Genomic DNA, 24,448 nt, shown 5'->3' with positions numbered 1-24,448 from the left:
AATTTCTGTGTCTGGTGGCTACAATACTGACAAAACTGTCAAACTATCATTCACAAATGGTAGACCTAAACCAGAAACAGGAGTGAAAATGATGACGAAAGTAAGACAAGATGCTTGGTCTCATGAGGATGATTTATTACTAGCCGAAACAATTCTTAGACACATTCGTGAAGGTAGCACGCAATTGAATGCTTTTGAGGAAGTGGGAGATCTCCTTAACCGCACGTCTGCCGCATGTGGATTCAGATGGAATGCAGAAGTCAGACAAAAATATGAACAAGCTGTGCAGATTGCCAAAAAGCAACGAAAAGAAAAAAAGCGGGCAGAAGCAAAACGTATTCCAGAAGTCACACAAACGGCCTTACCTGCAGTGGAACCCGACCAATCTGACAGACAGATGCCAGCATACACAAAGCAAGCTGCGACCCCTGTTGTTCAATCAGAAGCGTCTCTTTCTTTAAAACAGGTTATCGCCTTTTTACAGGATTTATCAAAAGAACAGCGGTCTTATGCAAATGTTCAACTTTTAGAACAGGAAAACAATCAATTAAAACAGGAAATTGAGCAATTGAAGCAAGAAAAACATGTACAAGGCCAACAAATCCAGACCATTCAAGAAGACTATCAAGTGTTGATCCAAATTATGGACCGTGCAAGAAAAATGGTTATCTTTGATGATCAAGATTCGCATGAAAAACCACAGTTTCGCATGGAGAAGAATGGTAACTTAGAACATGTTGCCCGATAACGTATCCAATAAAAAAACCTTAAGGGAAGCCCTTAAGGTTTTTTTTTATGTATGGAAACAATCCCAATCGTGCCGTTGTTTCATGAGTTTTGAACCCGCTCTCGGCAGGTGGGTGCCTTGTTCCACGCTTTGTGCTTCCTCTCATTGTAGGTAAATGAGGCTTGCACGCCACGCGAAAACGGCAGGCTCCCTATTCATAACTGTTCGGTCAAAACGTACATTCGAACAACGTACACATCAGGATTGCTTCCTCTTAATTTGTAACTAAATCATAGCATATGGGGATGTGCATTTCAAGCTTTCTCAAGGCTATAATGGTTACAAATGGCAATTTCGATCTTTGTTCCTAGTCCTGTTTGCCTTTACTCCTCCGCTGAAGTTGGAGATTCAATTCGTGCAATTGGGCAGGGTTCACCGTTGATGGAGCTTCCGTCATCAAATCCGATGCTGAAGCTGTTTTAGGGAACAAAATCGTGTCACGCAAGTTGTTCCTTTCAGCTAAAATCATAATGAGCCGATCAAACCCAAGCGCAATTCCTCCGTGAGGCGGAGCCCCATACTCCAGAGATTCCAATAGAAAACCAAATTGCTCTTCCGCTTCCTCTTGATCAAATCCGAGAACCTCAAACATGCGATCCTGAAGCTCTTTGCGGTGGATACGTAGCGATCCGCCTCCCAGTTCATACCCGTTTAAGACGAGATCATATGCCTCAGCGTGAACATTCTCCGGTTCTGTGTCAAGTTTTTCCACATCTTCCGCAACTGGCATTGTAAATGGGTGATGAGCGGCAAAATACCGGCCTTCATCTTCGTCATATTCTAGCAGCGGCCAATCCGTTACCCAAAGGAAGTTGAACTTGGATGTGTTGATAAGGTCGAGTTCTTTTCCAAGTTTTGTACGCAGCGCTCCAAGACTCTCTTGCACAACAGAGGTTTGGTCAGCCACAAAAAGCAGGAGATCGTTTTCTTCCGCTGAAAGCTGATTCATGAGCGTATCTTTCTCTTCTTGCGAGAAGAATTTTGCTATGGGACCGCTCATTCCACTTTCCTCAACCTTCATCCAGGCTAACCCTTTGGCGCCATAGACTTTAACAAAGTCGGTCAACTGATCGATTTGTTTACGTGAAAACGCGTCTGCTTTCCCTTTAACGGTGATAGCACTGACCTTTCCTCCTGAGGAGACCGTATCATTGAACACTTTAAACCCGGAATCCTTCACCACGTCTGAGATATTGACAAGCTCCATACCGAAACGCGTATCAGGTTTATCTGACCCATAGCGCTCCATCGCTTCCTGATAAGTGAGCCTCGGGAACGGCGTGTTCACCTCAATGGATTTTACATCTTTCATCACTTTTTTCATCATGCGCTCTGTCATAGCCATAATGTCTTCTATTGACATGAAGCTCATCTCGATATCGATCTGAGTGAATTCAGGCTGGCGATCAGCCCGCAAATCTTCATCACGAAAACAACGAGCAAACTGATAATATTTTTCAAAGCCTGACATCATCAAGAGCTGCTTGAACAATTGTGGCGATTGAGGCAAGGCGTAAAATTCGCCCGGATGGACCCGGCTTGGAACCAGATAATCCCGTGCGCCCTCCGGGGTGCTTTTCGTTAGCATCGGTGTTTCCATTTCCATAAAATCTTCTTGATTCAAGAAGTTCCGAATGGCTTGAGTAGTTTGATGCCTCATTTTGAACGTCTGCTGCATGTCGTCACGACGCAAGTCTAAATAGCGATATTTCAAGCGAAGGTCTTCCGCCACGTCAGCCCCTTCCTGGATGACAAAAGGCGGGTTTTTCGATTTATTTAAAATAGCGACCTGCCTGGCTTGGACTTCAATCCTTCCTGTTTCGAGATTCGGATTGACCGTCTGTTCATCACGTTCGAGTACTTCCCCCTCAATATCTAAAACATACTCACTTCTCACATTTTCGGCAATGTGGAGGGCTTCACTTGAAACTTCCGGATTGAATACGACTTGGACTTGCCCAGACCGGTCGCGCAAATCAATAAAAATCAACCCGCCAAGATCCCTGCGTTTTTCTACCCAGCCTTTTAACTTGATTGTTGAACCAATATGTTCGACGCGTAAGCTGCCACAATGAACTCTTTCCATCTTTACTCTCCTCCTGCTAACTCGTGCTTCAAATACGGAACCAGCTCATCTAACTTCATCTCCTGCTGGTCTCCAGATGTCATATTTTTCACATTGACGTTGCCTGCTTGTAATTCGTCATCTCCAAGCATGATGACCTGCTTAGCTTTCAAACGGTCTGCAGACTTGAATTGAGCTTTGACCTTCCGTCCTAAATAATCTTTATCCACCTGAATACCTGCTTTGCGGAGCTCATAAATTAAGCGAACGGCTGCTTCGTCAGCTTTACTGCCCATCGTGACAAAGTAGCAGTCAAGCTCATCATCAACAGGGAGCGCCACACCTTCGGCTTCCAAAGCCATTAACAGGCGTTCTATACTTAAGGCAAAGCCGATTCCCGGGGTTTCGGGTCCTCCTACTTCTTCAACCAGCCCATTGTAACGTCCGCCTCCATTTAAAGTCGTGATAGCACCGAAACCCTCTGCATTACTCATGATTTCAAACGCTGTATGATTGTAATAATCTAACCCGCGAACCAAATTCGGATCGATGACATAGTCAATGCCCATATCATCCAAGTAAGTCTGTACTTGAGCAAAATAGTGTTGAGATTCTTCGTTCAAATGCTCAAGAATGGACGGAGCGCTCTCCATGGCAGGATGATTGCGATCTTTCTTGCAATCCAGTACACGGAGCGGATTCTGATCCAGTCTGTGTTGACAATCTTCACACAGTTCATCACGGTAAGGATCAAAGTGGTTGATCAACGCGTTTCGATGATTGTCACGACTCTCTTGATCACCCAAGCTGTTGATCACGAGGGTCAGCGACTGCAGCCCCAGTTCTTGATAAGCATTCATAGCTAAGGCTAATACTTCCGCGTCAATGGCGGGATCGGCACTTCCCAAAGCTTCGATTCCGAATTGCACAAACTGTCTGGTTCTTCCTTGCTGAGGACGTTCATACCGGAACATCGGGCCGAAATAATACAATTTTGTCGGTTGATTGGGGGAACCATGGACTTTATTCTCCACAAATGAACGAACAACCGAGGCGGTACCCTCCGGACGCAAGGTGATGCTTCTGCCGCCTTTGTCCTCAAATGTGTACATTTCCTTTTGAACAATATCAGTCGTTTCCCCTACCCCGCGCTGAAAAAGTTCAGTATGCTCAAAAACAGGGGTACGGATTTCTTTATAATTGTAACGACGACACAGATCGCCTAAGGTACGCTCAACATATTGCCATTTCTCAGAATCACCTGGCAAAATATCCTGCGTTCCGCGTGGTGCTTTTATGTTCATGATTAAGCCTCCTTTAATCGATTTTTGAGACAACAAAAAATTCCCGTCCCTTTTTCCTTAGAAAAAGGGACGGGAATTGACCCGCGTTGCCACCCTGATTGAAGTGCTTCTAATGTATACACTTCCGCTCAAACAGTTAACGCCTGTATACGTCCATACCTACTCATTTTTCGATATGAAACCTCAGGAATGTCTTTCACTGAGTCATTGTGCAGAAAAACTTCCAGCCAGTGGTTTTTCCTCTCTGAACACGCGTCTCTCAGTTACTTTTTCCATCTCTGGTTCTAAACGAATTATAGAATTGATTTTAATCATAAGCGTCGTCATCCTTATTGTCAAGTCTTCCTGTTGAATATCACAAAGTTTCATGTAATTTGGTCTGTTAACTTGAGACCCATCACTCTGAAATCTTGAATCGAACGCTCTTATGAAACTACTCTTTCAAGGAGACTCAAAAATTGGAGTTTATTCAGTTAGTGGGAAGGAAATAACCGGGTACTATAGAATATGTTTTTATATGACAATCATGAGAAAGGGTGGTAAGTTGGCAAAAATATGGTATTCAATTACATTTATTGCAGTCTTCTTAATATTGCTTGGCTCTTCCGCTTCATCCATTCAAGCAAATGAAGTCCTTGTTGAGGTGGATACATTAAATGTGCGCAGCGGTCCAGGCCTCGATTACAACCAAACGGGTACGGTCCATCAAGATGATACGTTCAGCGTACAGGAGACCAAGGAAGATTGGGTGAAAATAAATTGGAACGACACGACCGGCTGGATAGCAAAGCAGCATGTGCAATTTCAGGAGGAGCACGTCACCACTTGTAACGTAGACCATTTAAGGATACGGTCAGAAGCCACTACACAGTCGGCTATCAAAGGGTATCTCATGGAAGGTGACGAGGTCGAACTGCTTGAGCAAAGAGACAATTGGTTACATATTTCATATGAGGGCGTAAACGGGTGGATCCATCGCGATTACACCGCGTTAGCGACCAAACCCTCTGACAATCGTGATACGTCCAATTCGTCCGATACCTCTGTCAATGCTGAGCAAAGCATAGCGACCCTGCAATATAATGCTACGAACTTAAGAGCGGGGCCGTCCACAAATCATAAAGTTATCGGCCAACGGGATGCAGGCGAACGCTTTGACGTCATAGAAAAGCAAAATGATTGGTATCACATTCAAACCGAAAATGGAACAGCTTACGTAGCGGGTTGGCTCGTTTCCATAAAAGGCTCGAGTCAATCTGAAACCACTAATCAGGATGGCTTAAAAAATAAGACCGTCATGATCGATCCGGGTCACGGTGGAAGAGACTCAGGCACCATTGGTATAAACGGCACCTATGAGAAAACGCTCAATCTGGATACAGCCTTGACTTTGATGAAAAAACTCGAACAATCCGGAGCTAACGTGCTTTTGACCAGAGATGATGATCAGTATTTATCCTTAGCAGCGAGGTCCTCGTTCGCAAACACGTCCAAGCCTGATGCCTTTATCAGCCTTCATTATAATAGCGCGCCTCATGTGCAAAACGCTTCTGGTATCAGTACATTTTATAATGGAAACGAAAACGAGCATCTGGCTAACATGGTTCATATTGCTATGATCGATGCCACGGGTATGACCGACAGAGGGTATTCAGCTTCAAATTATCACATGATCAGAGAACCACAGGTCCCTTCCCTTTTATTAGAACTGGGCTTTCTGTCTACCTCCTATGAGGAGCAATATGTACAAACCTCCGCTTATCAAGAGAATGTCACGGATGGCATTCATGATGGATTAAAAGCTTACTTTACAGACTAAATAAAACACAAAAAATCCGAACGATTTCAGCGAAATGTTCGGATTTTTTGTGTTTTAGGGTGGTGTTCCATGAACGCTCCGTCAAACCACGCCGCTTCCTATTCTATTCCTTGCTATCAATGATTAACGTTACGGGCCCTTGATTGGTGAGATTCACATTCATCATTTCTCCGAATCTCCCCGTCTCCACTTCAATTCCTTCTGATTCAACCAAATCGTTAAAAATTTCATATAACTGCGTAGCTTGTTCGGGGGGCGCAGCCTTCATAAAGCTGGGACGACGTCCTTTACGCGTATCACCGAAGAGAGTGAATTGCGAAACTGACAGAACCTTTCCACCTACGTCTTTCAGGGAAAGATTCATTTTATTATGCTCGTCTTCAAAAATTCGCAAATTAACAATTTTATTAACAAGATACGTCGCATCTTCTTCTGTATCCTCATGGCTTACACCTAATAACACCACAAGTCCGAAGTCGATATGTCCCACCGTTTCTTCATTTACCGAGACAGAAGCGTTTTCAGCTCTTTGAATAACAGCTTTCATTTATATACCCCTCGTTTACTGCATGACCCGTCGGACGGTGTACACGTCTTGAATTTGTTTGATACGTTCCACGACTTTCTTAAGATGACTGATATTCTGAATCAGAATGGTGATATGAATCGTTGCCATTTTATTGCGATCCGATTTTCCCGAGACCGCCGTAATGTTCGTCTTTGTTTCATTCACAGACTGCAATACTTCATTCAATAAACCTCGTCTATCATATCCGGAGATTTCCAAATCTACATGGTACTGCTTTGAAGCTGTTACAGAACTCTCCCATTCTACGGGGAGGAGACGGGACTGAGCCTCTTCTGTCTGCACATTTGGGCAATCCGTCCGGTGAACCGACACACCTCGACCTTTTGTAATATAGCCTACAATATCATCACCCGGCACAGGGCTGCAACACTTCGATAGCCGTACTAACAGGTTATCGACACCTTCCACACGAACGCCGGAATCCTTTTTCGGTGAAGGCTTCGGTTTACTTTCACTCGTATTGACGTCCGCCAAGGTCTCCTCAAGATCTTGCGTTTTCAACTGACGTTGGCGAAGTCGTTCCGTTAACCTTGTCGCAATCTGAGCAGCTGTAATCCCTTGATAGCCGACCGCAGCATACATGTCATCATCACTTGTAAAGTTGAACTTCTCAGCAACACGTTCAAGGTTCTCCGAGGTCATGACGTCTTTCGGGTTAATGTCCAAATTCCGGATTTCTTTTTCCACAAGATCTTTACCTCTTGTGATATTTTCATCTTTGCGCTGCTTTTTAAAGAACTGTTTTATTTTATTTTTAGCTTGCGAGGTTTGGGCAAGCTTCACCCAGTCCTTTGAAGGGCCATAAGAATGTTTGGATGTCATGACTTCCACGATGTCACCTGTGTTCAATTGATAATCAAGGGGCTCCATTTTTCCATTGATTTTTGAGCCTATGGTTTGATTGCCCACCTCCGTGTGAATCCGGTAAGCAAAATCGATCGGTACCGAGCCCGAAGGCAACTCGATGACATCCCCTTTAGGCGTGAAGACATACACCATATCGGAAAACAAATCCACTTTCAATGACTCCATGAATTCCTCAGCATCATGCGTTTCGCTCTGCCACTCCAGAATTTCCCGGAACCACGTCAATTTATCTTCAAACGATTTCTTATTCGAATCTACATCGGCACCTTCTTTATAAGCCCAGTGTGCTGCAATTCCGAACTCTGCAATTTCATGCATATCGTGTGTCCGGATCTGCACTTCAAGTGGGTCTCCTTTAGGACCTATTACCGTTGTATGCAACGATTGGTAAAGGTTCGGTTTAGGCATGGCGATATAGTCTTTGAAACGCCCCGGCATCGGTTTCCAGCACGTATGAATGATACCGAGAACAGCATAGCAATCTTTTATACTATTAACCAGGATGCGCACGGCAAGTAAATCGTATATTTCATTAAACTGCTTATTTTGTAATACCATTTTGCGATAAATGCTGTAAAGATGTTTCGGGCGTCCGGACAAGTCAGCCTCGATATTGACTTCTTCCAGTTGTTGTTCAATTTCCTTCATGACATCTTCTAAATAATATTCCCGCTCATTACGCTTTTGCTTCATCAAATGAACAATGCGATAATACTGCTGAGGGTTGAGATAACGTAAAGCAGTATCCTCTAATTCCCATTTAATAGTGGAAATCCCAAGCCTATGAGCCAAAGGAGCAAAAATTTCCAACGTCTCGTTTGAAATACGGCGTTGTTTATCAGAAGGAAGATGTTTCAATGTCCTCATGTTATGCAGTCGATCCGCAAGTTTAATCAGGATGACACGCATGTCTTTAGCCATAGCCACAAACATTTTGCGATGATTTTCTGCCTGCTGAGCTTCTTTTGATTTATATTTAATTTTTCCCAGCTTTGTCACACCATCCACAAGCATGCCTACTTCATGGCTGAACTGTTCTTCCAGTGTCTCTACGGAAACGTCTGTATCCTCAACGACGTCATGTAAAAAACCCCCGGCGATTGTTTCCGGATCCATTTCAAGATTCACAAGGATGCCTGCAACTTGAATGGGATGCAGAATATACGGTTCGCCGGACTTACGGTATTGATCTTTATGAGCCTGCTCGGCAAACTCATAAGCGCGGCGAATAAACGTGAGGTTATCCTCATTCAAATAGCTGCTTGCTGATTGTATGACATCTTCAGCTGTCAAAATATTATCTTTCGACATCTAATCACCCTGGTTCCTTAGACTTTCAAAACAAACATCATTTTTCTTATTATCAAAAAAAGATCGAAAAATGTAAAGAAATACACTTCTTATCTATATATACGTTCCCATTAGCTTTATCGACTCCATACAGGTGATAAACAAGGAGCACCCCTAAGCGGGCACTCCTTCGTTAATTAATATTGCATTAAAGTGAGGACGTTATAGCCATCTAATTTACTTCGTCCCTCTAAGTACGTAAGCTCGATTAGGAAGGCACATCCGGCTACAATTCCGCCCAATTCTTCAACCAGATTGATCGTCGCCTCAATCGTTCCCCCGGTCGCTAGGAGGTCATCTATGATTAAAACGCGCTGGCCTGGTTTTATGGCATCTTTATGAATCGTTAAAACATCTTTTCCGTATTCCAAACCGTAATCTGTCTGGATCGTCTCGCGAGGAAGCTTACCTTCTTTACGAACCGGGGCGAAACCGATTTCGAGAGCATAAGAAACGGGACATCCGACAATGAACCCTCGTGCTTCAGGGCCCACAACGAGATCGATTTCCTGCGTTTTAGCATATTCCACAATATCATCTACTGCTGATTTGAAAGCTTTCCCATTATCCATCAATGGCGTGATATCTTTAAACTTTATACCTTCTTTTGGCCAATCCTCGACAATAGCAATGTGTTCCTTATAATCCATTTGCGACTTCCTCCTTCACGGCATCCCGTTGCTCTAATATATATTGATCCAGCCACTGTTTTAACTCCGGAAAACTTGAATAATAGAGGGTTTGCTCAATTTGTAGTTGCTCAAATTTCTCTTGATAAAGCAGCGATTCACTTAATTCTTTTTTTGATGGAGAAGTATTCAGTGATACTAATCCATTCTCTATTCTAACAAACTCCAGTTCAAAAAACACCTGGGTAACGAATTCAACTAAATCATGGTTCCAGCCGCTCCGAGCAGCTAATATCTCTCCATCGGTCTTCATATCGAACGTTTCCTTTTTTTTCAACATTGCATAGAACCACTTAAAATGCTCTCGCTTTGGGATCGTGTTTAAAAATGCCCCATCTTCTACTCTGTAGCACGCCATAAGCTTATCTGGCTGAACCTGACGGACAACTTGAGCAAACGCGTCGAGGTTGTAGGGAAGGTCCACCACCCATAAGCCGTCCACATGCTGAAGGCCATACAGCTCCTCGGGTTGAAATACCTGAAGAGGCAATGCGCTGGAATTGTTGCGAAAACTCACCGCAATATGGTTTTCCTTATCTGGAATATCGATTTGCTTGTGAATATGTTTCGAACCACGGTAATCAAATAGCTGCCATTCATCGATTTTGAGATCCTTGATCATAATTTGTACATTACGTCGTCCGTTCCACTCGTTTACATTGAGTTCGCCGACGGCTTGCAAATTGGCATGCGGGGAGATGGCTGGATACACATCTCCGAAGCCGAACGCAATCCCATCAAGTTTACGTCCTTCTTTCTGAAATTGAAACTTGAGATGATTTTGCTTGCTGCCAATGCGTCTTATTTCTTTCGGTGCTTGTTCAAGATGAAAGATCGGCTTCGGGTTTCCCATCCCAAACGGTCGAAGTTGATTGATCTCCTCTAATTGGGATAAATCTACGCTTGCAATGTCCAAGCTCATATCAACTTGAAGCGACTGTTTGAAATCTTCTGGTTCCAGTAATGCATCAGCTAACTCATTCAACTGCTTCCTGACTTCTGCAATGTTACCTACCGGAAGCGTCATCCCAGCTGCCTGAGCGTGGCCGCCAAATTGGGTGAACAAATGTTTAAGTTTCATACAATTGCTGAATAAATCAAACGCCTCGATACTTCTGGCAGAACCTTTTGCCACCCCTGTCTCAGCATCGATACCGAGCACAATGGCTGGACGATCAAACCGGTTAACCAATTTTGAAGCGACAATGCCAAGCACACCGGGATTCCAGCCTTCTTTTGCTACGACAATGGCGTACTGATTATCCTCAATACCTTCTGACATCAGCATTTGTTCAGCTTCTTGTGCAATCGATTGGACCATATTCTTTCTTTCGTTGTTCAACTCATCAATCATTTGAGCCACGTTCAACGATTCTTCAGCATTCTTAGACAGCAGCAGATCGACAGCAGGATCAGCCGACTGGAGTCTGCCCACTGCATTCAACCGCGGCGCAAGCATGAATCCAATGGCTTCCTCGTCAATCGCATCTTCCACCCCAGCAACCCGTTTCAGTGCTTGGATACCAGGACGTGTCGACAGGTTAATTTTTTTTAAGCCATGCCATACAAGGTTTCTGTTCTCCTCTTGTAAGGGGACAAGGTCAGCGATCGTCCCAACCGCCACAAATTCAAGCAGCTCTTCGGGCAACCGCCCATGAAGGGCATGCGCGAATTTGAAAGCTACTCCTACACCGGCAAGCTCTTTAAAAGGGTACTGAGGTGACGTTTTAGGATGAACAATTGCAAATGCATCAGGAAGCTCCTCTTGGACCTCGTGGTGGTCAGTGATGATCAGATCAATCCCCATCTCACGTGCAGCATTAGCTTCATCGATTGCAGCAATTCCTGTATCTACTGTAATGATAACGGAAACTCCCGCATCTTTCGCTGATTGAAATGCCGGTTCATTCGGTCCATATCCCTCAGTGAATCGATTCGGTATATAAAAATCACAATCTGCACCTGCATCCATTAATGCTTCCATCATAACTGCCGTCGAACAAACCCCATCCGCATCATAATCACCAAAAACCAGCAGTTTTTCATCATTCTCAATGGCTTTATGTATCCGATTGACCGCTTTCTCCATATCACTAATCAAAAAGGGATCATGGAGATCGTCTAAAGATGGCTTAATGAAACGGTTTACAGCTGATTGATCCTTAACATTACGCATATGTAGCAAACGGTCTGCAATCTGGCCCATTTGCTGCTTATCTGATTCGTCTTTTGACGCTTGATTATATGTAAAGTTCCATTTCATTTTACTCGCAAGCATAATTTCACCCCTGACTCAACCATTATACAAGAGCGAGTCAGGGGGAGCAAATTCGGTATCATGATGAACGATCATCCTGCTTGGTCTCACGATCTATCTTAGATGGGGATTCTTCGTATGTTGGCTCTTCATTAGACAGAGAACTTTCTTTGCTTCGCTCCGAAGACGTGGTCGCGTGTTGGCGCAGCCCTTTATTTTCTCTCTGCAATTTAAAGTATTTGACCGCTCCGACAGACGCCGTTATCAGCCCACCCATTAAAACAGAAATAATGATAACCAGAATCAACGGGGCTTCTCCAGTTCCAAAAAGATAATTAACTTCAACCGGCTCTACATTAATGACTGCAAAAATCGCAATTAACAACGCAAATATCAGAGCCAAAATGATATAAGATTGACCTCTCATCTCGCATGCCTCCTTTTTCCTAACTACTGTATGAATAGTAGTGGTTACAGTATATCATTACCCTGCATGTCGAATCAGCAATCCTTGAATCACCGAATAAAAGAGTCGTAATCATCTCAGATTACGACTCTTTAACAAACGTTTTGTTGAACGGCTCAACCCAAACACTAAGATTTAATAGAGTCTGCCCCTTAGACTTGTGGGCCACCGGTATTTTTCTTCTTAATATACTGGATTGGTTTGTCCTTGATATTACGTCCTCTTGTAACCAGCCATAATTGAGCTGCGATGAACAAGGAGGAATAGGTACCTGCTACAAGACCTACAACGAGAGCAAATGCAAAGTTCGTAATGGAGGTAGCACCGAAAAACAACAGCATAACAGCAGCAAATACCACTGTGAGGACCGTGTTAATACTGCGCGCCATTGTTTGCATTAGACTTTTATTCACAATGGCAGCGAGTTCTTTAAATGTTTTCACACGCTTTTCCAATTTCAAGTTTTCCCTAATCCGATCGAACGTGACAATCGTATCGTTGACCGAATAACCGACAATCGTCAGAATTGCTGCGATGATGGTAATATCAAACTCCAGACGAGTGAGACTGAACAGCGCGAGAATAAAGAATGCATCATGCAGCAAAGCAATAATCGCTGTTATGGCGAAGAATATTTCAAATCGGATCGTAACATAAATGATGATGCCGATTGAAGCATACAGTACGGCAAGGGCCGCATTTTTAGCCAGTTCCTTTGCAACTACAGGCGACACGGTACTCACGTTGGGTTCGTTGCCGAATTGTTCATTGTAATAGGATTTGACTTCTGCAATTTTGTCTTCACTTAAAACCGTATCAAAACGCGCCACGGCAATTTCGTTGTTGTCGCCTGACATGATCACTTTTTCGGGTTCTATATTGAATTCTTCTTGCATCGTATTATTTATTTCTTCCGTATCGACTTGTTGATCAGCAAGGAGTTCAACTCGAGAGCCGTGTGAAAAGTCAATTCCCAGATTTAAGCGGAAGACCGCCAATGCAATTATGCCGGCTGTAACGAGCGCCATCGAGAGGGTGAAAAAGAGCTTCCGGTATTTAACAAAATCGAAACGTCGTCCAAAAAAGGTCGGTTCCACTTCTTCCCCTTCTTCAATATCATGGATCTCGTCACGTTTCACGCCAAACCAACCTGGCCGTTTATTCAAGAAACGGCTTTTCACCCAAAGGGCCATGAATAATCGCGTGCCGTACACCGCTGTAATAAAGCTGACGAGGATGCTGACAATGAGCATCGTCGCAAATCCTTTGACTGAACTTGTTCCGAAGATAAAGAGTACAGCCGCTGCAATCAAGGTCGTAATGTTCGCATCCAAAATGGTCGAAAGCGAGCGCTGATTACCTGCTTTAAACGCTGATTGCAATGTTTTACCTGATTTCAGTTCTTCTTTAATGCGTTCATACGTAATGATATTAGCATCGACTGCCATACCAACACCGAGGATTAACGCGGCAATGCCCGGCAAAGTCAGGACCCCGTTCATCCATTCGAACACGACTAGAATCAAATAAATGTAAGCGGACAGGGTTACACTCGCGATCACCCCAGGAAAACGGTAGTAACCCATCATGTACAAGAAGATAATACCGATTCCAAGAAATCCGGCGAATATCGTCTTATTCATGGCCTGTTCACCGAATTGAGCTCCTACTGAGGTGGAGTACATTTCTTCTAAATCGACGGGGAGCGAGCCGGAATTGATAATATCAGCAAGCTGCTTGGCCGATTCAACCGTGAAATCCGGTCCTTCAATCATGACTTGGTTACTGCGTATTGGCCCATTATTAATAGCCGGGGCGGATATGTAGGCAGGATCTTCTTTGCCGTATTCCTCAGCAAACGAGCTCTCTTCATCGTAATCCAGCCAAATCACTAATAAATTGGGCGGATATGGGGCATCAGGTATCGGATCTTTGTTATAAATTTCATTCGTCACATCATAGAAATCAGAAGCACTCTTCACATCCAGGGTGACGATCGGCTGGTTCATATCATTGTAGGATTGAGAGGCGCTCCCTTCCACGATGTCAGAACCATCCATATACTCCTTCCCTTCAACACCACGGAAAGAAAGCTCAGCTGTTGTCGAGAGAAGTTCTCGGGCTTCCGATTGGTTTTCGACTCCCGCAAGCTGAACGCGGATACGGTTTTCGCCTTCAATGGCAATATTCGTTTCACTGATACCTAACACGTCAACACGTTCGCGTAACGATTCAACCGTTGCTTCCATGACTGTTTCGTTAACTTCCTGACCTTCGTTTAAAGGCTCAACCTCGTATAATACTTCAAACCCGCCTTGCAGGTCCAAACCAAGTTTAATATCCTTGGTCACCCCTGTCACGGTCGTGCCAATTAGTGCGCCAATTATCATCACAATAAGAAAAAAGGCAGCAATACGACCTTTTTTAACCATGGCTATTCGTTCCTCCTTTTGTCTCCATACAACCAGCCAATCTAAAGAACGGACAAGCCTGAATAAGTAGTATGGTGCTTTACATATGTAGGGACATCAGGTGTCCTGTTTTATCTGAGCAGACGCCCTTGTATCCGATTTGCTAATATGCTTCATCAGTCAGTCACAACAGACTCATTATAGAGAGTCTTGGAAGCTTATGTCAACAAATGATCATTTGGACTCATGCTGGTCTTCAGCACTTTCTGTCAGAGCATTGATGGATGCCATCAGATCATCATCCTGATAAGCCGAAACAGTCAAATAACTCATATATAAATTAGAACTTAAATGCATAATATCCTGCACGACCTGATGCAACCGTTTTTCCGGATCTCCTTTCCACACTTTTTTCTTAAGACAATTCCAGACATCCTCCTGTGTGGCTCTGGCATACCCCATCGTCATCAATTCCTCAGCCTTGCTTTGTAGGGCAGGACCAAGTACGCTTTTCCATTCACTCACATATTTGTATTCCTCCACGGCTAATCCCCTTTCCTTTGAATATCATCCCACGATTTATAGTCATTGCCTGTCCAATTGATTGCATATACATTATTGTAGCTGAATTTCATTTCTTTGAGAAGGCGGATAATAAATATGACGAAGCAAACTTTTCTCCAAGGAACGTTAATATTAATAGCCGCAGGGATGGTTACCCGACTGCTTGGTTTTATCAATCGCATCGTCGTAGCCCGAGTAATGGGAGAAGAAGGTGTAGGGCTTTATATGATGGCACTCCCTACCTTGATTTTAGCCATTACATTAACCCAATTCGGGCTGCCTGTAGCAATTTCAAAACGCGTCGCCGAAGCTGAGGCATCCGGGAACACCGCAAAGATCAAACAAATTCTGATTGTATCGTTAACGTTAACGGGAGCCTTGAGTATTCTTTTTACCACATTAATGATCGCCGGTGCCCCGATCATCGCCAAATGGTTTCTCACTGATGTCCGAGCACTTTATCCGTTAATGGCTATCAGTCCCATCGTGCCCATCACAGCGATTTCAGCCGTTATTCGCGGCTATTTTCAAGGACGCCAAAATATGAAACCACAAGCTGTATCACAAGTGTTGGAACAAATCGTCCGCATCTCGTGCGTTTATTTCCTCACCCATCTTATGCTGCCATACGGCATAGAATATGCAGCCGCAGGCGCGATGTTCTCAGTCATTATTGGTGAACTCGTTTCCCTATTATATATGATGAGAATGTTCACCATAAAGAAATCTTTTCAACTACGCCATAAATGGAAAAATTACTTAGGGAAAGGGAAAGAAACGTTAAATGAACTACTATCAATCGCACTGCCTACAACAGGCAGCCGTCTCGTCGGCTCCATCACCTATTTTTTCGAGCCGATCTTGGTTGCCCAAAGTTTAGCCATAGCAGGTTTGACAACCGCAGAAACAACGCGGCAATACGGAGAATTAACAGGCTACCTTCTCCCCTTACTATTCTTACCTACTTTTATAACACACTCCCTTTCTGTAGCGCTCATACCGTCTATCAGCGAGGCAGCTGCCAAGGGAGAAAAAGGCTTAATCCAATATCGTATGACGCAATCCATCCGGTTGTCACTCGCCTCAGGGGGCTTAGCTACCGTTGTGCTCATGGTATTTCCGATCATCCTGTTGAATTTAATGTATGGAACAGCGAACGCCGCTTCTTTACTCACCTTCATGGCTCCATTCTTTTTGCTGCTCTATATCCAGGCTCCGCTGCAAGCAAGTTTGCAAGCTATGGATATGGCCAAGCCGGCAATGTGGAATAGTGTGATCGGGTCTATCGTTAAATTTGTCGTCTTGATCGGTTTAGCCTCACAACCTCAGTTCGGCATCCAGGGAGTGGCCATCGCCATGATTACAGGCGTATTAGTCGTGACATTTCTTCATATCGTCTCCCTCATGAGGCACGCAGACTTCCAGGTCCCCTGGATGGTCTTGTTCAAGACTGGTTTGCTCATGGTAATCCTCAGCTTCACAGCTACCAGAATGAAACATCTCACATTTTTAGATGCTTCGACACTCTCTCAATTCCTGCCGATCTTGTTTATTTTAGCGATTCTCTATATCATGCTTTTGTTTATATTGAAGCTCATCACGTTTGAAGAATTAAAGCAGCTTCCTTTCAAAAAGAAACCGCGTCCATAATTTTAAATAACGCTCAAGTAAGTAACGGAGACCATGGACAAATAGAAACTGAAAAAAGACCATCATTCGGGCGTTTGAATGATGGTCTTTTTATGAGTTCCTGGGACCCGGCCACTCATTTGGGCGGTTCGGGGCCTCGCTTGGGCGGTTCTTGCCTGCTTGGGCGATTCGCGGCCTCGTTTGGGCGATTCCACCTCTTACTTGGGCGATTCACCCCGAATTTGGGCGGTTCGGGGCCTCATTTGGGCGATTCCTCACTGCTTGGGCGATTCGCAGCCTCGTTTGGGCGATTTTACCTCTCACTTGGGCGATTATTCCCGGATTTGGGCGGTTCGGGGCCTCACTTGGGCGATTCCTCACTGCTTGGGCGATTCTACTTCTCACTTGGGCGATTTTCCCCGGATTTGGGCGGCCCCGGCTTAATGCTCAGTCATCGGAATTCATTTTTCACGTCTATAAATAATTCACCTTGCTCATCAATCGAGCAGAATGAGATATTTTCTAGAGTGTTATAGCCTCGTTTAGCCAGTTCATTTGTCAGCCACTGCTGGTTCTTTCGCACTTTTCGTAATGAGCTATATTGAATTTCACCATCTGAAACCAGGGGGATGGATAGCCCCGAAGGATCATCTTCTTTTTTCTCAAAGACGGAAAGTTTGCCTGACGGCTCGAGGATAGCAAAGTCGACCTCCTGGATGCTTTCAATCCCTTTTTCTCTTAATTGCATAAGCAGATCATTAAAATTATAGCGTTGTTTTCGCATTTCGTGTTCATCAACCTTACCGTGCCTGATGATCATGGCGGGTTTACCATCAAACCAATCTCGAAATTTTCGACTCCGCAAAGCGATCAGGGCGCTTAGTTTTTGAATAAGAAATAAGACACTCATTGGTACGATGGCATTCCAAATGTTCGACTCTGGATCTTCGATTATAAAAATGGCGATTTCAGCGAGCATGATAAACACGACAAGGTCCATCACACTCAACTCGCCGATTTCTCGTTTTCCCATCATTCTAAAGACCATCAATATTAAGAAATACGTAAAAAATGTTCGAATAGCAATAAAGACAAGTTCATTCTCCACACACGTTCATCCTCCGGAAGGTCCATTTATATGTAGTTTGACCTATCCTGAGATTTCTATGATAAAAAAGGGAGTAAATAGCGGAAAAAAATGTAAATTGTAGAAATGATTAATGAACCGATCAACACCGGAATGCCATATAAAGAAAAACGAATAAATGAAATGGGTTCTTTATAACTAGCTGCGAGCCCGGCAACCACAACGTTAGCCGAAGCTCCGATCAATGTCCCATTACCTCCCAGGCATGCGCCAAGCGCGAGCGCCCACCATATCGGATCTACATCCATCATGCCGTAGCCTTGAAATTCCTGCACCACCGGAATAAGAGCTGCTACAAATGGGATGTTATCAACAATACCGGAAAGTATGCCGGCACTCCAGAGCATTAAGATAGCCGTGACAGGGAGATCGCCCCCTGATACCCACATAATCCCTCTAGCCAATTCATCGATCAGCCCGACCATTTCAAGTCCACCGACTAGCATGAATAACCCCATAAAGAAAAATAACGTGCCCCACTCGACTTGTTCGAATACTTTCTCGCACGACACTTCCTTGTCCGTCAATAAAAGTAAAAATAGCGCAGCGCTGACGGCAACCGTCGTTAATTCAACATGGAGGATTGGGTGTAGAATAAATCCTACGATGGTGAGAATCAGAACGCTTGTGGATTGATAAAGTAAAGGCGTGTGTTTTAAATGAGCCTTGGCATCCATCTTCATTAAGTGAGCAGCTTTTTCAGGGTTGTAGACCAACTGCTTCCGAAAAAGCAAACATAACAAGCCTGTCGTGAGCAAGAAAATCACAACCACCACCGGTCCTAAGTGGTAGACAAACGACATAAAACTGAAATGTTCCACCGCTTGGCCAATCATAATATTGGGGGGGTCGCCGATTAAAGTAGCCGTTCCCCCGATATTCGAACTGAAAATGGTCATTAATAAATAAGGGAAGGCGGGCAAGTCCAACTTTTTAACAAGTGTCAGCAAAATAGGCACAAAGAGCAAGACCGTCGTAACGTTATCAAGAAATGCAGACCCTACTGCCGTGAACACGGAAGCAACCATTAATAACGGAACAGGGCGTCCCTGTACGGATTGAGCTAAGCGGATCGCGATGAATTCAAAAATTCCAGTCCGCTTCGTGATCGATACGAGGACCATCATGGAGAATAATAAAGCTACCGTCTTCCAATCAACATAACCGATTGCATCCGGCCATTCATATACATTAGTACAAAGTAAAAGCACTCCGCCAGCTAAGGCCACGAGCGCACGATTGAATCGTTCAGTCATAATCAGAGCGTAACTTATGACGAAAATCAGAAGGGCGATCCAAGTCATTAAACCTTCCCCTTTGCAAGCTTTTTACCATTGTATTCAAGAGGTGGACAAAATATCTGCTTCTATTTTTCAGTCCAGCTTGCATATAGTGTAAAGACAAGCAGTAAGGGGAGGTGCGTGCTTTGAACAAGCTGATAAAATCTGTCACCGGATATGGAATCGGATTGATCGCAGTATTTATGCTGCTCACGAGTTTTATCTTAGCGATACTGCTTCGCTTCACCACGATTGATACGAGCATCTTACAAACGATCGCAATGATCGCCGGGCTGATGATCATAGCTCTAGGCGGAGGGTTTGCTGCTTACAAAACCGGAGAAAAAGGGTGGCTTTCCGGTACGATGACCGGCGTGGTTTTTATCGTATTAATTTTACTCATCCAATTAGTTGTCGAAAACCAATGGGTTTCTAAATCACAGCTTCTGTATTTCCTCGCTGTATTGGCTGTTTCATGGCTGGGGGGCATGGTCGGTGTGAATTGGCCCAGGCGGCATACAAGCCACAAAAAATGACTCCCTTTCTCATAAAGGGAGTCATTTTCATTTTATTAATCTTGATTCAGTACTTCCCGTACTGAAGACCGATCAAATTTCATTTTTGTTTCATCTTCAATGTTAAGTATAACCGTGCCTTCGTCAATCGCATGGATCGTACCATGTAGTCCACCGATGGTAATAACGCGGTCACCCTTTTGCAAATCCGCCTGCATTTGTTGTACTTTCTTCTGTTTCTTTTGCTGTGGACGAATCAACAGGAAATAGAAGATGACAAACATTAGAATAATGGGTAGTAAAGCTCCTAATGTATCCATTCCCTTCCCCCTCTCTAAAAGTTCTTTGCGTTTGTTTGATTGAAACCATATTGTTCAAAGAAGTCTTGTTTAAAATCACCTAAACGGTCTTCTTTTATGGCTTCGCGAACTCGCTTCATCAATTTTAACAGAAAATAAAGGTTATGATAAGTCGTTAATCTAAACCCGAATGTTTCATTGGCTTTGATAAGGTGCCGAATATACGCACGGCTGTAAGAACGGCATACCCGGCAGTCACAGTTTTCGTCGATCGGTGTGAAGTCACGGGCGTACTTTGCATTTCTTACAACCAGCCTCCCGTTAGAGGTCATGCATGTGCCGTTTCGCGCAATCCGAGTCGGTAGAACACAATCAAACATATCCATCCCGCGCATCGACCCTTCGATCAATGAATCCGGCGAGCCGACCCCCATCAAATAACGAGGTTTATGTTGAGGAAGCAGAGGTGATGTAAATTCCAGCACACGGTTCATTACCTCTTTCGGTTCCCCGACGGATAAGCCTCCGATCGCGTAACCTGGGAAATCCATTGAGGTGAGATCAGCCGCACTCTGTTGTCTTAACGCTTCGTGTTCGCCACCTTGAATAATGCCAAATAACCCTTGCGTTTTCTCGTTCTGATGAGCGTTCAGACACCTTTCTGCCCAGCGGCTCGTCCTTTCCACAGATGCTTTCATATACTCAAACTCCGCTGGGTAAGGGGGGCATTCGTCAAAGGCCATCATAATATCCGCGCCCAAATCATTTTGAATATTCATGGCCCCTTCAGGTGATAAAAATAATTTTTCTCCGTTAATATGATTGCGGAAGTGAACACCGGCTTCTTCAATCTGCCGGAGGTTGCTCAAACTGAAAACTTGGAACCCTCCCGAGTCGGTCAAGATAGACCCGTCCCAGTTCATGAATTGATGAAGTCCGCCTGCTTCCTTTACAATATCTTCTCCTGGACGCAGCCATAAGTGATACGTGTTGGATAATATAATAGGAGCCCCCATCTCCTCTAATTCTTCAGGACTCATCGTTTTAACGGTAGCAAGGGTTCCCACTGGCATAAACATTGGCGTTTCAAAAGAACCATGAGGCGTGTGGACCTTCCCGAGCCTTGCACCGGTTTGTTTGCACGTTTTAATCAATTCGTAGGTGATTGCCATGACGTATTCCCTTTCCTCATAAAATCAACATCGCATCCCCGAAACTGAAAAACCGGTAACGATGCTCGATTGCTCGTTGATAAGCATCTAGAATAAAATCTTTCCCTGCAAATGCGCTGACCAGCATAATTAACGTCGACTTAGGCAAATGAAAATTCGTAATTAGACCATCGATCGCTTGCAAGGGATGAGGGGGATAAATAAATATATCTGTCCAGCCTCGTGCCTCGACAAACCGCTCATGATCTCTCATAATCGTCTCTAACGTTCGCGTTGAAGTCGTGCCCACCGATATGATACGGCCTCCTGCTGCTTTCACCTTATTCAGCTGATCTGCTGTCGGTTGATCAATTTGATAAAATTCAGCATGCATCTCGTGTTGCTCAACGTCTTCAACTGCAACCGGCCGAAACGTACCGAGGCCGACATGAAGCGTAATGTAAGCCAGCTCTATCCCTTGATGTTGCAATTCAGCTAACAGATCCTGGCTAAAATGAAGACCAGCCGTAGGAGCAGCAGCCGAGCCTTCCTCTTTCGCATAGACGGTCTGATACCGTTCTCGGTCTGACAATTGCTCTTTAATATAAGGCGGCAAAGGCATTTCTCCTAAAGCTTCTAACACTTCTAAAAAAATGCCTTCATAAGAAAATGCCAGGAGCCGGCCACCGTGATCTTTTACGCCTGTACACTCAGCCGTTAACAGCCCATCACCGAATGAAAGGACCGTTCCTTCCTTAACTTTTTTGCCAGGTTTAACCAGTACTTCCCATTCATTCTCAGTTTGCTGATGAAGGAGCAGCACTTCAACCTTACCACCTGTTTCTGCTTTAACTCCGTATAAGCGGGCAGGTAAAACGCGGGTATCATTTAATACAAGACAATCTCCAGGCTTAAGAAACGATGTAATATCAGTGAAATGATGATGTTCCACCGTTCGTTTGTTCCGATCAAGCACCATTAACCGTGATGACGTACGATCTTCTAATGGAACTTGAGCGATCAACTCATCGGGTAAATCAAAATCGTATTGGTCTATATTGTGTGCCATTTCTATTCTCCCGTCACCTTATTCTTCCGATTAGATAAAAAATAAGGCTTAAAATAATACTGACTACAATTGAAGTTACGATCGGAAAATAAAACGTAACGTTTCCTTTTTTAAAACTGATATCTCCCGGTAATTTTCCAATGAAACTCCAAATCAGCCCGATTACTACAAATGCAATCCCTATAACAATAAATATCTTTCCAAACCCCGTCAAGCCTCAGGCACCTCCCTGTCAAAATGTGCATAGGCCATAGGCGTGACCACGCGTCCTCTCGGGGTCCTTTGTATGAATCCGAGCTGCAGTAAATAAGGTTCATATACATCTTCAATCGTCTGGGATTCTTCGCCAATTGTGGCGGAAATCGTATCAAGTCCTACAGGCCCACCTTTGAAGCCGTCCATCATACCAAGCAAAAGTTTATGGTCAATGTGGTCAAGGCCCCTCGCATCAACTTGAAGCATCCGTAACGCTTGTTGAGCTGTTTCCAATCCGATACTATTTTCCCGCTTCACTTGCGCAATATCGCGCACACGCCTCAACAGGCGATTGGCAATCCTCGGGGTTCCCCGGGAACGGCGTGCGACTTCAGCTGCCGCACTCTTTTCAATGACCACATCAAAAATGTCAGCCGTACGTTCGATAATGGAACACAATGCTGTGTTGTCATAGAAATCCAAACGGGAATGAACGCCAAAACGGTCGCGCAGCGGGGCAGATAATAACCCTGCCCGGGTTGTCGCTCCGACAAGTGTAAACGGCGGCAAGTCGAGACGGACTGATCGGGCACTCGGTCCTGTCCCCACCACGATATCCAAACAAAAGTCTTCCATGGCAGGATAGAGCACTTCCTCTACGGAACGAGGAAGCCGATGGATTTCGTCAATAAACAAAACATCTCCAGCCTCCAGTGACGATAAAATCGCTGCTAGATCTCCAGCCCGTTCAATAGCAGGACCAGATGTCATGCGAAATTGCACACCCATTTCATTGGCAATAATTGAAGCCAGTGTTGTTTTCCCTAAGCCAGGAGGGCCGAACAACAGGGTATGGTCCAGTGGTTCTTCACGCATTCGAGCAGCTTCAATAAATATGCTTAGGTTCTTTTTCGTTTTATCCTGCCCAATATATTGATCTAACTTTTCTGGGCGGAGACTTAATTCTTCGTTCGCCTCGGCACCTTGAAGTTCTCCTGATAACATGCGTTCCTCCATGGCTGCTTACCTCTTTCTACTTAGTTTTTCATTAACAGTTGTAACCCTTGACGGATGAAATCGTCAGAATTAGCATGTGTCGCTTTCACGAGCTCAGGTCTTATACGCTTCAGTTCTTTATCCGTATATCCAAGCGCCTTTAACGCTTCTAAGGCTTCATCAACGGCTTCTCGCTGTTCACCGGATGGAGCACCTTGTGTATAAACCGAGGGGGTGTCATGCTCCTGATCCGGGAGCCAGACGACCAATTTCCCTTTCAGATCGAGTATCATCTGTCTGGCGGTTTTTTTGCCGACTCCAGGAAATTTGGTGAGGTACGCTTCATCTTCTTGTTCAATCCCTGTTACAAATTCACGGACAGTGACCGATCCCAAAATCGCTAAAGCACCTTTAGGTCCGATTCCGGACACATTCAACAACTGGGCGAACAACTGTTTATCTTCCTTCTTTTTAAATCCAAATAAAGTTTGCGCATCTTCTCGTATATAGTGGTATGTAAATACTCGGATTTCGTTGTTTAATTGATCCTGGAACATATAGGGATCAGCACATAAAATGTCATATCCCACTCCGCCTGTCTCCACTACAATAGATTCTTCAGCAATCATCGTCAATACACCACGTACATAAGCAATCATAGTCAGGGTCCTCTCTTACGCTAAATCTTTTATTAATTGTAACACACAAGCACACGTTCGCATAAGCATCTCGTGCCTTAGTTTATTAATGGCTCAGTTAAAGTTTGTTGCTGATATGTGAAATAGATATTTACCTCGAAACGGAGTCTTTCGCTAAAAGACAGAATTCTGTAAGACTCCGTTTCGAGATAACTGGTGTTCGTTGCCGTATTAAGCGTCAGGGGTGGTTGGGAAGCTACTCGCTTTCCTGTGGGGATGGCGGCAAGCCTCCTCGGACTTCTTCGTGAGGCCACTGAAATACTGTCCTGTTTTTTGGTCTGAATAAAAAAAGAGCGATTTT

General features: G+C 44.3%; 21 protein-coding genes, 1 other RNA gene and 1 other annotated feature. Of the genes, 4 read left to right on the top strand and 18 right to left on the bottom strand.

The window, feature by feature from the left end:
* Positions 1 to 91 precede the first annotated feature (91 nt).
* Positions 92 to 748 (top strand): RsfA family transcriptional regulator, encoded by a 657-nt coding sequence (locus HOP45_RS16895; protein WP_181350559.1) that lies wholly within the window; start codon positions 92 to 94, stop codon positions 746 to 748.
* 56 nt (positions 749 to 804) lie between these two features.
* Here the strand turns inward: HOP45_RS16895 and ssrS are convergent.
* From ssrS to hisS, 3 genes are all read right to left on the bottom strand, one after another.
* Positions 805 to 995, bottom strand: a non-coding RNA gene (gene ssrS / locus HOP45_RS16890) — 6S RNA.
* A 99-nt stretch (positions 996 to 1,094) separates the two neighbouring features.
* Entirely contained in the window at positions 1,095 to 2,873 is a 1,779-nt protein-coding gene (aspS, locus tag HOP45_RS16885; protein WP_181350558.1) for an aspartate--tRNA ligase, read from the bottom strand.
* A gap of 2 nt (positions 2,874 to 2,875) precedes the next feature.
* A complete protein-coding gene (gene hisS / locus HOP45_RS16880; RefSeq protein WP_181350557.1) occupies positions 2,876 to 4,156 on the bottom strand; it encodes a histidine--tRNA ligase in 1,281 nt (426 codons plus the stop codon).
* Positions 4,157 to 4,218: 62 nt separating this feature from the next.
* Positions 4,219 to 4,444: a binding site (T-box leader), on the bottom strand.
* 256 nt (positions 4,445 to 4,700) lie between these two features.
* Between hisS and HOP45_RS16875 the strand changes: the two genes are divergently transcribed.
* Entirely contained in the window at positions 4,701 to 5,975 is a 1,275-nt protein-coding gene (locus tag HOP45_RS16875; protein WP_181350556.1) for an N-acetylmuramoyl-L-alanine amidase family protein, read from the top strand.
* 103 nt (positions 5,976 to 6,078) lie between these two features.
* Here HOP45_RS16875 and dtd read toward each other — a convergent pair whose 3' ends face one another.
* The 7 genes from dtd to HOP45_RS16840 form a co-directional block, all read right to left on the bottom strand.
* Positions 6,079 to 6,522 (bottom strand): D-aminoacyl-tRNA deacylase, encoded by a 444-nt coding sequence (gene dtd, locus HOP45_RS16870; RefSeq protein WP_181350555.1) that lies wholly within the window; start codon positions 6,520 to 6,522, stop codon positions 6,079 to 6,081.
* Positions 6,523 to 6,537: 15 nt separating this feature from the next.
* Positions 6,538 to 8,742: a RelA/SpoT family protein gene (locus tag HOP45_RS16865; RefSeq protein ID WP_181350554.1), complete on the bottom strand. Its 2,205-nt coding sequence runs from the start codon at positions 8,740 to 8,742 to the stop codon at positions 6,538 to 6,540.
* 176 nt (positions 8,743 to 8,918) lie between these two features.
* Positions 8,919 to 9,431, bottom strand: coding sequence for an adenine phosphoribosyltransferase (locus HOP45_RS16860; RefSeq protein ID WP_181350553.1), 513 nt, complete (start codon positions 9,429 to 9,431; stop codon positions 8,919 to 8,921).
* Positions 9,421 to 11,748 (bottom strand): single-stranded-DNA-specific exonuclease RecJ, encoded by a 2,328-nt coding sequence (gene recJ, locus HOP45_RS16855; RefSeq protein WP_181350552.1) that lies wholly within the window; start codon positions 11,746 to 11,748, stop codon positions 9,421 to 9,423. The genes HOP45_RS16860 and recJ overlap by 11 nt, the downstream gene beginning before the upstream one ends.
* A gap of 58 nt (positions 11,749 to 11,806) precedes the next feature.
* The gene (locus HOP45_RS16850) at positions 11,807 to 12,154 is read right to left on the bottom strand and encodes a LapA family protein (RefSeq protein WP_181350551.1); all 348 of its coding nucleotides are present in this window, start codon (positions 12,152 to 12,154) and stop codon (positions 11,807 to 11,809) included.
* 191 nt (positions 12,155 to 12,345) lie between these two features.
* Positions 12,346 to 14,625: a protein translocase subunit SecDF gene (gene secDF / locus HOP45_RS16845; protein ID WP_181350550.1), complete on the bottom strand. Its 2,280-nt coding sequence runs from the start codon at positions 14,623 to 14,625 to the stop codon at positions 12,346 to 12,348.
* A 213-nt stretch (positions 14,626 to 14,838) separates the two neighbouring features.
* The gene (locus HOP45_RS16840; RefSeq protein WP_181350549.1) at positions 14,839 to 15,147 is read right to left on the bottom strand and encodes a post-transcriptional regulator; all 309 of its coding nucleotides are present in this window, start codon (positions 15,145 to 15,147) and stop codon (positions 14,839 to 14,841) included.
* A 117-nt stretch (positions 15,148 to 15,264) separates the two neighbouring features.
* Between HOP45_RS16840 and spoVB the strand changes: the two genes are divergently transcribed.
* Positions 15,265 to 16,818, top strand: a complete 1,554-nt coding sequence (gene spoVB / locus HOP45_RS16835) for a stage V sporulation protein B (protein ID WP_181350548.1) — start codon at positions 15,265 to 15,267, stop codon at positions 16,816 to 16,818.
* A 430-nt stretch (positions 16,819 to 17,248) separates the two neighbouring features.
* Here spoVB and HOP45_RS16830 read toward each other — a convergent pair whose 3' ends face one another.
* Together HOP45_RS16830 and HOP45_RS16825 are read right to left on the bottom strand one after the other, a co-directional pair.
* Positions 17,249 to 17,845 carry a DUF421 domain-containing protein gene (locus HOP45_RS16830; protein ID WP_181350634.1) on the bottom strand — a complete coding sequence of 199 codons (597 nt, stop codon included), beginning with the start codon at positions 17,843 to 17,845 and terminating at the stop codon, positions 17,249 to 17,251.
* Between the two features lie 116 nt (positions 17,846 to 17,961).
* Positions 17,962 to 19,248: an ArsB/NhaD family transporter gene (locus HOP45_RS16825; protein WP_181350547.1), complete on the bottom strand. Its 1,287-nt coding sequence runs from the start codon at positions 19,246 to 19,248 to the stop codon at positions 17,962 to 17,964.
* Between the two features lie 122 nt (positions 19,249 to 19,370).
* On the opposite strand from HOP45_RS16825, the gene HOP45_RS16820 reads away from it, so the two are divergent.
* Positions 19,371 to 19,760: a TIGR04086 family membrane protein gene (locus HOP45_RS16820; protein ID WP_181350546.1), complete on the top strand. Its 390-nt coding sequence runs from the start codon at positions 19,371 to 19,373 to the stop codon at positions 19,758 to 19,760.
* 35 nt (positions 19,761 to 19,795) lie between these two features.
* On the opposite strand, the gene yajC is transcribed toward HOP45_RS16820, so the two are convergent.
* Genes yajC through ruvA form a run of 6 tightly spaced genes read right to left on the bottom strand, consistent with a single transcriptional unit; the run spans position 19,796 to position 24,108 of the window.
* A complete protein-coding gene (gene yajC, locus HOP45_RS16815; protein ID WP_181350545.1) occupies positions 19,796 to 20,059 on the bottom strand; it encodes a preprotein translocase subunit YajC in 264 nt (87 codons plus the stop codon).
* 14 nt (positions 20,060 to 20,073) lie between these two features.
* Entirely contained in the window at positions 20,074 to 21,210 is a 1,137-nt protein-coding gene (gene tgt / locus HOP45_RS16810; RefSeq protein ID WP_181350544.1) for a tRNA guanosine(34) transglycosylase Tgt, read from the bottom strand.
* A gap of 16 nt (positions 21,211 to 21,226) precedes the next feature.
* Positions 21,227 to 22,258: a tRNA preQ1(34) S-adenosylmethionine ribosyltransferase-isomerase QueA gene (gene queA, locus HOP45_RS16805; protein ID WP_181350543.1), complete on the bottom strand. Its 1,032-nt coding sequence runs from the start codon at positions 22,256 to 22,258 to the stop codon at positions 21,227 to 21,229.
* 13 nt (positions 22,259 to 22,271) lie between these two features.
* Entirely contained in the window at positions 22,272 to 22,472 is a 201-nt protein-coding gene (locus tag HOP45_RS16800) for a DUF2905 domain-containing protein (protein ID WP_181350542.1), read from the bottom strand.
* The gene (gene ruvB, locus HOP45_RS16795) at positions 22,469 to 23,470 is read right to left on the bottom strand and encodes a Holliday junction branch migration DNA helicase RuvB (RefSeq protein ID WP_181350541.1); all 1,002 of its coding nucleotides are present in this window, start codon (positions 23,468 to 23,470) and stop codon (positions 22,469 to 22,471) included. Before ruvB ends, HOP45_RS16800 begins: the two co-directional genes overlap by 4 nt.
* A 20-nt stretch (positions 23,471 to 23,490) precedes the next feature.
* Positions 23,491 to 24,108, bottom strand: a complete 618-nt coding sequence (ruvA, locus tag HOP45_RS16790) for a Holliday junction branch migration protein RuvA (RefSeq protein WP_181350540.1) — start codon at positions 24,106 to 24,108, stop codon at positions 23,491 to 23,493.
* Positions 24,109 to 24,448 lie beyond the last annotated feature (340 nt).

The sequence above is a fragment of the Thalassobacillus sp. CUG 92003 genome, from assembly GCF_013618635.1.
GTDB lineage: Bacteria > Bacillota > Bacilli > Bacillales > Halobacillaceae > CUG-92003.
The sequence above is the reverse complement of the archived record's forward strand: the minus strand, read 5'-3'. Positions and strand labels throughout refer to the sequence as shown.